3 protein-coding genes are annotated in these 6,742 nt (G+C 41.5%); all 3 read right to left on the bottom strand.

The window, feature by feature from the left end; translation table 11 throughout:
• Positions 1-93: 93 nt before the first annotated feature.
• The 3 genes from AC1DND_RS15120 to AC1DND_RS15110 are packed head-to-tail and all read right to left on the bottom strand — an operon-like array spanning position 94 to position 6,483.
• Positions 94-1,269, bottom strand: coding sequence for a DUF5000 domain-containing lipoprotein (locus AC1DND_RS15120; RefSeq protein WP_477582785.1), 1,176 nt, complete (start codon positions 1,267-1,269; stop codon positions 94-96).
• Positions 1,270-1,314: 45 nt separating this feature from the next.
• Positions 1,315-3,282 (bottom strand): RagB/SusD family nutrient uptake outer membrane protein, encoded by a 1,968-nt coding sequence (locus tag AC1DND_RS15115; protein ID WP_477582784.1) that lies wholly within the window; start codon positions 3,280-3,282, stop codon positions 1,315-1,317.
• Positions 3,283-3,300: 18 nt separating this feature from the next.
• Positions 3,301-6,483, bottom strand: a complete 3,183-nt coding sequence (locus AC1DND_RS15110) for a SusC/RagA family TonB-linked outer membrane protein (RefSeq protein ID WP_477582782.1) — start codon at positions 6,481-6,483, stop codon at positions 3,301-3,303.
• Between the last annotated feature and the right edge of the window lie 259 nt (positions 6,484-6,742).

Below are 6,742 nucleotides of genomic sequence, written 5' to 3'. Positions count from 1 at the left end.
AGATAGTATACATAACCCTGTTATAAGGAGAAAAGGATAAATCAAATATTTTATTTTTTCCATGACTTAATTCATTAATTAATTATAATTCTATTAATTCGGGTTACCCCACAAGGCCAGCTCATAAAAACAGCAATAGGTTCCGTTAGACCAATTGGCTAAGGTTCTAAACCTAATGTAGCGCACTTTTGGTGCATCTAAGGGTATCAAAACGGTTTCGCCTGCTTTGGCTGCATCACTGTCTGCCGTACTTAATTGCCCAATTGGTAAGCCCGAAGGCTTAATTTGCTCATAATCAACTAACTTAGTCCAACCATCATAACTTCCGTCTGGATTTGGCGCATTCGAACCCCATATCTCAATTTTTCTTGGCGCGTGTATTGCATAATACCCTCCTCCATCTGGTCTCATCCACCAGGCCAGGCGGCTTAATTTAGCGGTTACACCCATATCAAAAGTAAACTGTTGAGGCATTCTTGCCGCATCGTTGCTATGGTACCATCCGCCGGTCACACTCCCATCAAAAACACCATTTAGCGTTCCGCTGTAGGCTAAACCTGGATCTGAAGGCCAGGCCAATCCTTTCATTTTTGTTCGGTCTAACCTTTCTTCGTATATAGGGGTAAGGGTTGTTTTTAAGGTATCAGAAATATTGCCCCACCTGTCTCGCACGTAAATACCGAACTTTGTTTCCTCTGCTTTCAGGTCTCTTGTATAAAACACACCTTTCTTTAAGGTCGTAYAATTGGTGTTAACGGGCGCATATTCGCCCAGTTTATTAGGGGCGATCACCACAATGGCCACATCAGCCTCGGTAGCGTTTTCAAAACTCACATCAATACCGCCAAAATTCGAGATTACACCCAGGCTATTACGGATTATTTTATAAGGTGGCATTAATGGATTAACGGTAATTGATGTCGGTTGAGATGTATTTCCGCCTTTGTCTATCGCATATAACTTTACTTCATACGGGTCGGTGTCTGCAAAGCCAACAACAGTTATCGTGTTGTTGTAGTAACTTACCTTGGTCTCTCTTTCAATACCTTGTTTGGTTTTATACACTGCTTTTACATACAGTACATCAGGGTCTGAAGGCAGAATGTACTTTATGGTGGCTGCCCCACTAAGGTTGGTTACGGTTAGTCCTGTTACCGGGCCGGGTGCAACCCCGTCATTTACCGAGGTGGCTATTTCTGATTCTTTACAGGCTTGTGTAGCAAGTACAACTAACATCCCCAGGCAGAATCTATTTATTAATCTTTTCATTTTACTTAAGTTTAATATGTTTAAATAATCCATGAATTATAAAAATTACCAGCCCAGATTTTGCACTAATTTTGGGTTCACCTGTAAATTATTTTCTCTTATTGGCCAAAAATAATCTCTTGGGCTAACAAAGGTTTGATTAAATAACAATACCCTGGTATTATATTCCTGAGCATTTTTATTAAGATCAGCCAAACTAGTGGTAGCGCCTCCTTCTACGCTAACATTCCAGCCATATACTGGTGCATTCAGCGCGCTACCCGCTTTCTTCCACCTTCTCAAATCCCAGAAACGACTGCCTTCAAATGCCAGTTCGATCGCACGTTCTTGCTGTATGATCTCTCTTAAGCCAGCTTGATTGGTATATTTACCTGGGTTTGTAGAGAAATTGGTCCATGAAGTTTCTACCGTTGGCAAACTTGCACGGTCTCTAATCTTGTTAAGATAGATTAATGGAGTTGCCAGATCGCCCGTTTCGTTTAAGGCCTCCGCATAGAGCAGGTAAAGATCCGCAAGCCTCATTATCGGCCATGGATAATTTTCTGTGGTGACCCCTCCGGTAGCACCAATTACCAAATTCATATTGATTAGCTTTTTGGTATAGTAACCGCTTATTGAATAGATTATATTTTGTTTCTTTCCTGAAATTGCATTTGTTTTGGCATAAATCGGTATCGGTGGTTTTTGATTACTTTGCATATACATTTTTGCACCATCAAACATCACGTCGGCATAAAAACGAGGCTCTCTGTTAAAATGTAATCCTACCGTTAGATAACCGTTCACCATCGCCGAATCCTGAGTGGTAACGGCCTTCAGCGTATAACGATTATCATAATCCCAGGTGCGGTCTTCGTTAATCGGCACACCATTTTTGGTATAAAACATTTCTGCCATTTTTAGTGTAGGCGCCAATTGCCCACTTAAACCATTATCGAACTGAGGGGCTACAAATAAGTTTGGACAGGCGTTCATTTGAATCTCACGGGTACTCCCCACAACATTACTAAATAACAATTCCTTGTTCCATTTTTCGCACACCGCATTCCTAATGCTCATTTCAATTCTTGTGGCTTTATCTGCTACTTGAAGACCGGTAGGTACAAATTGGTATAAAGCCACTCCCGAAGCTTCTGCAGCATCGATGGCCGCCTTACAGGCATTCGCAGCCCGCTGCCATTTTTTTGCATCATAAGTAGGGTTAAACAAGGCTTGCCCGTCCTTATTTCTTAAACCGCTGAAATCTGGATTTCCATTAAATAACGGACTGGCAGCTGTTACCAGCAACCGGGCTTTAATGGCCAGGGCAGCAGGTTTGGTAATCCTTCCCATTTCGGTAGCTGCTGCCTGAATCTTATCTGGCAATCCTACTCCTGCCCCTCCCGATGTGGCCTCATCCAATAAATTTGAAATGTAATTGACTACAGAATCCACCGGTTGGCGGCTTACTCTTACCTCCTCCACATTTGCGTCGATTGCTATATTTTTATCAACGATGGGAATTGGCCCATACATTCTAAGCAAGTACCAATGCAGATACGCTTTGAGAAACTTTACCTCAGCAATCCAGCGTTCTTTTTCATAAGGCGCTAAATCGATTGGCTTATCAACATTTTCTAAGAAAATATTACAGTTACGAATGCCTAACCATAGCGATTTTCCTCCACCAGATCCGTCCCAATAATTCATGGACGGGCTGATCTTACTTTGCAGGCCCTTTGAAATATTAAACGGTTCAAGCGTAGTGATCTGAGCGAAAGGAGCAGTAATCGGATTAATCCAAAACTCGTCACCTGTATTCATACCAGGATTAGTATTTATACTTGCTTCATTTGGCAAAGCACTGTAGCAGGTAAACAGAAATTTTTCTGCCTCACTCCGGTTTACAAAAGCATTATCCAGGGTAGGTAAATTGTCTGGCACAATGTCCAGAAAGCCTTTTTTACAGGATGGCATAACGAGCGTTAGTACCATGGCCGATAAAATAAAATATGTATTTTTAAATAGTTTCATATCTTCTTCTTAAAAAATTTAGAAATTAACGTTAATTCCAAAATTGTAAACCTTTTGAAGCGGATAACCTAATCCGTTACCTCCTTGTTCAGGATCCCACATTTTGAAACTGCTCTTAACAAATAGATTTGTACCATTGGCATAAATCCTCACAGAACCGATACCTAATCTCTCAATTGTTTTCCCTGAAAGATTATAACCCAGTTCTACCGATTTAACCCTTAAAAATGAGCCGTTTCGCATCCACCAGTTAGATTTTTGTGTATTGTTTGGGTTAACAGAAGAACTTAAACGTGGCCAGAATGCCTGCATATTTCTGTTGTCTTCAGACCAATAGCTATCAGCAATACTTTTTAAAAGCCCATTCTGAAGATTCGCAACGCCTCCTCCGTCAGGTGCGTGTATTGCAAACGGTGTAATTTTGACAGGGTCAATCCAAAATGAAGAGCGGGTAGAGCCTTGGAAGAATACACCGATATCGAATTTTTTATAACCACCGGCTAGCTGAAAACCATATATAATCTCAGGAGATGTCGGCAAACCTAAAGGAACTATATCTAGTCCGCTAATGACGCCATCACCGTTCACATCTCTATATTTGATATCACCACCCCTAACAGGCTCATTACCAAAAGATTGCAACGGAGAGTTTCTTACCTCTTCGTCATCAACAAATAACCTTTCAGCTATATATCCATAATTCTGTCCAAGTGAGTTACCAACTTTAGAGAGGTAGGTTAAAGCACCGTAATCAGGTTCTTCATTAACCAGCAATTTACTGGTGGCATAGGTAAAGGTTCCCCTCGCCTGAAGCGAAAATGCTCCAAAAGTCTTATTGTAATCCATTGAAACATCAATACCTTCTGATTCGGCCTCGCCTACGTTGGTCTGTACACCGGCAGCAAGCCCCATGGTTGTTGGAATGCTGCTCCTGGCCATTAAAATATTGCTTCGGTGTGACTTGTAAGCCTCAATAACAAAATTTAAGCTGTTAAACAAACTCAAATCCAGCCCTAAATTCAGGGTTCTTGATTCTTCCCAAGTAATATTATCATTTGGATACCTACTGATCGCAACACCAGGTCTGGAATATGCGCCATCAGTACCAAAGCTTACTGGAATACCACTATTTAAGTTCACATTAGCCAAATAGAAGAAACGATCTTCTGCCCTTCCAATCGCGTCGTTACCAACCATACCATAAGTAGCCCTAAGTTTTAGGTTAGAAATGGCAGCCCGTAGCGGCTCAAAAAACTTCTCATTAGATGCGACCCAGGCTACACCAACCGAAGGGAAAAAACCATATCGGTTTTTTTCAGCAAAACGTTCAGAGCCATTAGAGGCAAAGTTTGCTTCAAAAAGGTACCTGGTGTCATAACCATAGGTAACCTTACCCGCAAGACTTTGGTTCCTGGCAGGAAGAGCAGCCTGAAGGTCGTTGGCGTTAGCTGTTACATAGTTGCTCAGCGTGGTAATCAGGGATCCGCCTACCGAATGTTTTTCCTTAAAGGTCCTATTGTAGTTTACTACAGCCTCCATATAGGTTTTCGTGTTCGCGGTACGCGTACCCGGCACATAATTTAGGTATTCGGTAGGTCCATTTAGTTCATTTAACAAGCTGATGTTATAATTTTGTCCACTGGCATCTGTTGGCGTTGCGCCATAATAGTATGGATTAAACCTCCTGCTAAAATCGAAATAAGAATACCTTTGGGTATAGCCCATCACTCTGGCGGTAAGACCTGGAGTAATAAATTTAAAATCCTGCTTTACTTCCAATTGTACATTTAAAGTTGAAGTATTGTATTGCTGGAAACCCGAAACCATATTGGCATAGGGATTAAGATAGAAAGTATTCAGACTATTACCAATCAAGGCATTTCCGAACAATGGATGTTTCTCAAATGGCGATGCCGATGCTGGGTAAACAGCCGGAAACAATACCGGATTGGACGAGATGGCTTGACCAAAAATACCGCCTCCACCACCTATCGGCCCTTGATAATCGTCAAAAGTACCAGAAGTTCTTATCGTCCCATCAGTGGTTGGTGTTAATTTAACAGTCACGTTTGAACGTACCTGGGTGGTCTTTAATGAGATATTGTTACCGTATTCATTGAGTGCTTCGGTTTTTAACACCCCGTTATCGATATTATGCGTAGCGGCAATGTAATACTGGGCAGCCTTACCCCCTCCGGTCATATTAAAGTTAAAACGCTGATTCATCGTATAGTCCTTTATCAAAGCATCCATCCAATCGTTATTTGGATATAAGTACGGGTTCATGCCCGCAGCTGTACGATCTATCTTGGTTTTAGAATACGGTTCCGGACTGGATTTGAAGCCAGGCAGGGTTCGGGTTAATACCGCCTCGTTTGCTAACTTCATATAGGTAATGTTGTCTGCAAGTTTGAAATTCTGCGTATTACCGGAAATAGAATTTTCCGCCCTGAAAGAAAATTTTGTTTTGCCGTCAATACCGGATTTGGTCGAAATCAGGATCACCCCATTTGCGGCCCTGGAACCATATAATGCTGCAGCAGATGCATCTTTTAACACCGAAAAGCCTGCAATATCATCTGGCTGCATCCTTGCCAGGTCAGTAGGCGTAGACTCCATTCCATCGATCAGGATAAGCGGGTCAATCTTACCTGATCCAAAAGAGGCAACCCCGCGGATGAAGAACTGCGCATTATCGGCGCCCGGCTCTCCACTCCTCTGGTAGGCAATTACTCCCGGCAGTTTGCCCGCTAACATAGTGGTCAGGTTACTAGTGGGCCCTTTTAATTCTTTAGGGTTAATAGTGGTAACAGAACCCACAAGGGTCCCCTTCTTTTGTGTTCCGAAGGCCACAACAGCAACCTCATCCAGGGAGTTGTCATCTTCTTCCAGCTCTACATTAATGGTCTTGCGGCCTGCAATATTTATTTCTTTTTTCTTATACCCGACAAATGAAAAAACGAGGGTTCCTCCTCCACTGGTTAATTTAACAGTATATTTTCCTTCTTTATCGGTAACACTGCCATTAGTGCTTCCCTTTACCGTGACGCTTACTCCGGGCAATGGGCCACCTTTTACATCGGTTACCTGACCGGTGACCGAGTTGTTTGATTGAGCGACTGATTCAAAAGCCGTAGCCATTAACAGGAGCAGATAGCAGAGGTATTTCATGCTTCCCCATGTAAAAATTCTTCGATACATAATAGTTTTAGTTTGATATTCGGTTTGTTTGGTCAAATAGCAATCAGATAATCCTAACCAATTGTAATTTGTACATACATATATACATGAAATATTTTAAAAATCATCTTTTTTATTTTTTTTTCAAATAACAAAAGCACTATAAAATAGGTAATTACAACAAAAATGTCTGACGAAAAAGACAATAAATGTTCGTACATTATTTAACCCTAAAAGAATAAATCTAAAAAGCACATCACTAAATGCTTTTACCTAGAAC

This window comes from Pedobacter sp. 01N416 (assembly GCF_056399685.1).
Note: the sequence above shows the minus strand (reverse complement) of the source record. Positions and strands in the feature narration are given on the sequence as shown.

What these genes read in the sequence shown, in the direction of transcription:
- AC1DND_RS15115 (WP_477582784.1), bottom strand. Translation starts at nt 3,282, where the DNA reads ATGAAACTATTTAAAAATACATATTTTATTTTATCGGCCATGGTACTA.
- AC1DND_RS15110 (WP_477582782.1), bottom strand. Translation starts at nt 6,483, where the DNA reads ATGTATCGAAGAATTTTTACATGGGGAAGCATGAAATACCTCTGCTAT.